At 68.2% G+C, this 5,284-nt stretch carries 4 protein-coding genes; 3 read left to right on the forward strand and 1 reads right to left on the reverse strand.

The window, feature by feature from the left end; translation table 11 throughout:
• The 3 genes from GH737_RS12620 to GH737_RS12630 form a co-directional block, all read left to right on the forward strand.
• Positions 1-476, forward strand: a 476-nt coding sequence (locus tag GH737_RS12620) for an ATP-binding protein (RefSeq protein ID WP_196233162.1), incomplete at its 5' end; no start/stop codon positions are given.
• Complete coding sequence (gene prsR / locus GH737_RS12625) at positions 473-1,834, forward strand: PEP-CTERM-box response regulator transcription factor (protein ID WP_155265159.1); 1,362 nt, start codon at positions 473-475, stop codon at positions 1,832-1,834. The genes GH737_RS12620 and prsR, both read left to right, overlap by 4 nt.
• Before the next feature lie 98 nt (positions 1,835-1,932).
• Complete coding sequence (locus GH737_RS12630) at positions 1,933-3,795, forward strand: DUF885 domain-containing protein (protein WP_155265160.1); 1,863 nt, start codon at positions 1,933-1,935, stop codon at positions 3,793-3,795.
• Here GH737_RS12630 and GH737_RS12635 read toward each other — a convergent pair.
• A partial coding sequence (locus GH737_RS12635) for an ATP-binding cassette domain-containing protein (RefSeq protein WP_155265161.1) occupies positions 3,792-5,284 on the reverse strand: 1,493 nt, incomplete at its 5' end. The genes GH737_RS12630 and GH737_RS12635 overlap by 4 nt on opposite strands.

Genomic DNA, 5,284 nt, shown 5'->3' on the forward strand with positions numbered 1-5,284 from the left:
CGTCGGCGCGGGTGCAGCGGGTCGAGGCGCAGCCGCTGCGGCCGATCCTGACCGCGGCAATCGCCGCCCGCCGCCGCGATCGCGACGTCCAGCTGCTCGGGGATGCGGGCCTGTGTGCGCTGGTCGATGCCGGCGCGCTCGAGCAGGCCGTCGAACATTTGATCCAGAACGCGCTCGATGCGAGCAGCGGCACCCCCGTTACGGTTCGCGTCAGCAGCGACCGTCGGTCTACCGCCATCGCGGTCGCCGACAGGGGCGTCGGCATGGACGGCGACTTCATCCGCAACCGGCTGTTCCAGCCATTCGCGTCGAGCAAGCCCGGCGGGTTCGGAATCGGCGCGTTCGAGGCGCGCGCGCTGGTGACCGCGATGGGCGGCCGCCTCGACGTCGAGAGCCGGCCCGGCCGCGGGACCACCTTCACCATCACCCTGCCCGCCGCGGACACGGCGAGCGAACCCGAACGGAAGATCGCATGAGCGAAGATATGAAAGTGCTGCTCGTCGTCGAGGACGACGAAGGGCTCCAGCGGCAGCTCAAATGGGCCTACGACGGCTATGAGGTCGTGTGCGCGAGCGACAGGCGAAGCGCCATCGATGCGCTGCGGGCGCACGAGCCGGCGGTCGTCACGCTCGACCTCGGGCTCCCGCCCGACCCAGACGGGACGGAGGAGGGTTTCGCGACTCTCGCCGAGATCCTGCGTCTCAAGCCCGACACCAAGGTCATCGTCGCCAGCGGCCACGGCGCGCGCGAAAGCGCGCTCAAGGCGATCGCGATGGGCGCCTATGATTTTTACAAAAAACCGGTCGACATCGACGACCTCGGGCTGATCGTCGCCCGCGCATTCCACGTCCATGAGATCGAGGAAGAGAACCGCCGCCTCGAAGGCGGAGGCGCGGCGACGGTGCTGGGCTCGATCATCACCGCCGCGCCGGAGATGCTCAAGGTCGCGCGGACGATCGAGCGGGTGGCGAGCGCGGACGTCTCGGTGATGCTGCTCGGAGCCAGCGGCACCGGCAAGGAGCTGCTCGCCCGCGCGGTTCACGAGAAGAGCGGGCGCAGGGGCGAGTTCGTCGCCATCAACTGCGCCGCGATCCCCGAGAACCTGCTCGAGGCGGAGCTGTTCGGCTACGAACGCGGCGCCTTCACCGGCGCGGTCAAGTCGAACATCGGCAAGATCGAGCTCGCCGAAGGAGGGACCCTGTTCCTCGACGAGGTCGGCGACATCCCGCTGCCGGTTCAGGTCAAGCTGCTGCGGTTCCTGCAGGAGCGCGTGATCGAGCGGATCGGCGGGCGCAGCGCAATCGCGGTCGACACCCGCATCGTGTGCGCAACGCACCAGGACCTCGACGCAATGACCGCCGACGGCCGCTTCCGCGAAGACCTTTATTACCGGCTCGCTGAGATCGTGGTGAAAATCCCGTCGCTTGCCGAGCGATCGGGCGACGCGGTGCTGCTGGCGCGGCACTTCGTCAACCGCTTCGGGCGCGAGCTCAATCCGGGCGTCCAGGGGCTGAGCCCGGACGCGATCGATGCGATCGACGCCCATGGCTGGCCCGGCAACGTCCGTGAGCTCGAGAACCGAATCAAGCGCGCGGTGATCATGGCGGACGGAAAGAGCGTTACCGCGGGCGATCTCGACCTTCAGGCCGGGATCGTTCCGAGCGACGAGGTGCTGCCGATCAACCTGCGCGCCGCGCGCGAGGTCGCGGATCGGAAGGCGATCCGCCAGGCGATGAGCCGCACCGACAACAATATCTCCGGCGCGGCGAAGCTGCTCGGCATCAGCCGGCCGACGCTTTACGACCTGCTCAAGCAGTACCGGCTGAGCGCCTAGCGCCCGACCAACGCTCCCCTCCCTTCGACGAACGCATTTGCGGCGCCGGGCCGCGGCGTTAAGGTCGTGGCATCCTCCTCCAGATCACAGGATCGCCGATGGACCGCCGCTCGTTTCTCGCCACCTCCGCCACGCTCGCGCTTCTCCCGTTCGCGGAAACGGGTGCTCTCGGGGCAATCGCCAAGTCCGCCAGCGGCGACGTGCGGCTCAACGAGACCTTCGACCGCATCTTCAAGGACATGGTGCGGCATTCGCCGCGGCTCGCCACCTCGCTCGGGCTCGACAAAGGCGTCAATGCGGACCTCAAGTCCAAGCTCGACACGCGGCCGCAAGGCGCCGCCCGGCGCGAGGATCTTGCTCGGACGCGCAGGTACATCGCCGAGGTGCAGTCGGTCGGGACCGCGACGCTCGGCGATGCTGCTCAGCTCAACCGCGAGGTCGTCCTCTATTCGCTCGACACGGCAACGCAGGCGCCGGCGCGATGGGACATCGATTCCGCGCAGCGGCCCTACCCGATCACTCAGCAGGGCGGCGCCTATTTCTCGATTCCCGACTTCCTCAACACCGCGCACACGATCAACGACAAAGCGGATGCGGAAGCCTATCTGTCGCGCCTCCAGCAATTCGCGACCGTGCTCGACAACGACACGGCCGAGCAACGCGCGCAGGCGGCTCGCGGCTTCCTCGCACCGTCCTGGTCGATCGACCTGGCGCTCGGGCAGATGGGCAAGCTGCGCGCGCCGTCGCCCGAGCGGAATTCGATGGTTCGGTCGATCGTCAAGCGCGCGGGCGCGAAAGGCATCGGCGGAGACTGGCAGCAACAAGCCTCGGCAATCGTCGGCAGGAGCATCTATCCCGCGCTCGACCGGCAGATGGCGGCGATGGAACAGCTCAAGCCGACCACGCGGCCCGGCGACGGCGCGTGGCGCCTCACTGACGGCGAAGCGATTTACGCCGAAGCGCTGCGCCAGGCGACCACCACCAATTTCACGCCCGCCGAAGTCCACCAGATGGGCCTCGACCAGGTCGCCGACATCACCACCCAGCTGGATAAGATCCTGAGGAGCCAGGGCTATACCCAAGGCAGCGTCGGCGAGCGACTCGGTGCGGTCAGCAAGACTCCGTCGCAGCTGTACGCCGACAGCGATGCCGGCCGGGCCGAGCTGCTCGCCTATCTCAACGAGGTGGTCAAAGACATGTACGGGCGCCTGCCCCAGGCGTTCGACACGCTTCCGAACCAGCCGCTCGAAATCCGGCGCGTGCCGCCGGAGATCCAGGACGGCGCGTCGAACGGCTATTACAACCGCGCCGCGCTCGACGGGTCGCGGCCCGCGATCTACTTCATCAATCTCAAGGACATGGGCGACTGGCCCAAGTTCACCCTGCCGACGCTCTGCTATCACGAGGGCGTGCCCGGCCATCACCTCCAGATCAGCATTTCGCAGGAATCGAAGGACATCCCGACGCTGAGGAAGCTCGGCTTCTTCTCGGCCTATTCCGAAGGCTGGGCGCTGTATGCCGAGCAGCTCGCCGACGAGCTCGGAGCCTATGCCAGCGACCCGCTCGGGCGTTCGGGATTCCTCCAGTCCTTCCTGTTCCGCGCCGCTCGGCTCGTGGTCGACACCGGCATCCACGCCAAGCGCTGGAGCCGCGAGCAGGCGACCGATTACATGGTGCAGACGACCGGCTACGCCCGCCCGCGCTCGCAGCGCGAAGTCGAGCGCTATTGCACGATGATCGGCCAGGCGTGCAGCTACAAGGTCGGCCACACCGCCTGGACCCGCGCCCGCGCCGAAGCGCAGCGGACGCTCGGGGACCGTTTCGACCTCAAGCGCTTCCACGACGTGCTGCTCGAAGGCGCGATGCCGCTCAGCATCCTCGAGCGGCGGATACGGGAGCGGACGGCGGCGATCGCGGGCGCGATGGCGCAGCCTGCGCCGAAGCACGGCGAGCGCGGCTAGCGCGCAAGCGCCTCCAGCATCTCCGCAACTTCGAGCCAGCGCACTTCGGCGGCCTCGATGTCGGCGCGCTGGCGGGCGATGCGCTCGGTGAGCTCTCCGAAGCGCTTCGGATCACGCGTGTAGAGGTCGGGGTCGCTGAGCGCTTCTTCGGCCGCTGCGATGTCCGCCTGCAACCGCTCGATCTCCCCGGGCAGACGGTCGTAGTCGCGCTGGTCCTTGTAGGTGAGCTTCCTTGCCGCTCCCCCTCTGGGGGAGCTGTCAGCGGAGCTGACTGAGGGGGTCGGAGCACTGCCCCCTCCGGCGGCCTTGCGGCCGCCACCTCCCCCCGAGGGGGAGGAGCGAACGGCCTCATACCTCTTGCTTACCCAGTCCTCGTAGCCGCCGGCGACGATGTCGACCTTGCCGGAGCCGTCGAGCCCGAGCGTGATCGTCACCGTCCGGTCGAGGAAGTCGCGGTCGTGGCTGACGATGAGCACCGTGCCTTCGTAATCGGCGATCACTTCCTGCAGCAGATCCAGCGTTTCGAGGTCGAGGTCGTTTGTCGGCTCGTCGAGCACGAGGAGGTTCGCCTCGCGCGCGAACTCGCGGGCCAGCAGGAGGCGCGAGCGCTCGCCCCCGGACAGTGAGCCGATCGGCGCGTCGGCGATCGCCGGATCGAACAGGAATTCCTTCAGGTATCCCTTGATGTGCTTCTTGTGGCCGCGGACGTCGATCCAGTCGCCGCCATTGGCGAGCACGTCCTTCACCCGCCGCTGCGGCTCCATCAGCTTGCGCTGCTGGTCGATGACGATGCCGCTCAACGTTTTGGCCAGAGTCACCGTGCCGCTGTCGGGCTCGACCTCGCCGGTCAGCAGCTTGAGCAAAGTCGTCTTGCCTGCGCCGTTCGGACCGACGACGCCGATGCGGTCGCCGCGCTGGATGCGCAGGGTGAAATCGCGGATGATCTGCCGCTCGCCGAAGCTCTTGCCGACCTGGTCCGCCTCGATCACCGTCTTCGAGCGCACGTCGTCCTTCGCGAGCGCCAGCTTGGCTGTGCCCGCGGCGCCGAGCATCGCTGCCCGCTGCGCCCGCATCTCGTGGAGCTTGGTGAGCCGTCCCTGGTTGCGGCGGCGGCGCGCGGTGACGCCCCGCTGGAGCCAGTGAAGCTCGATCTTGAGTTTCGCATCGAGCTTCTCGGCGGCGCGCGCCTCCTCGTCGTAGACGCGCTCGGTCCACGCCTCGAACCCGCCGAAGCCGATCTCGGCGCGCCGAAGCTCGCCGCGGTCGAGCCACAGGCACGAACGCGTCAGCCGCGTGAGGAAGGTGCGGTCGTGGCTGATCGCGATGAACGCGCCCTTGAAGCGCTTGAGCCAGTCCTCGAGCCATTCGATCGCACCGAGGTCGAGATGGTTGGTCGGCTCGTCGAGAAGCAGCACGTCGGGGTTCGATCCGAGCGCACGGGCGATCGCGGCGCGCCGGCGCTCGCCGCCGCTTGCGGTCGCCGTCGGCC

It is taken from the genome of Sphingomonas segetis (assembly GCF_009720245.1).
In the GTDB taxonomy this organism is placed as follows: Bacteria; Pseudomonadota; Alphaproteobacteria; order Sphingomonadales; family Sphingomonadaceae; genus Sphingomicrobium; species Sphingomicrobium segetis.

Excerpts from the sequence above, each read along its gene's own strand:
- prsR (WP_155265159.1), top strand. The coding sequence starts at position 473 with ATGAGCGAAGATATGAAAGTGCTGCTCGTCGTCGAGGACGACGAAGGG.
- GH737_RS12630 (WP_155265160.1), top strand. The coding sequence starts at position 1,933 with ATGGACCGCCGCTCGTTTCTCGCCACCTCCGCCACGCTCGCGCTTCTC.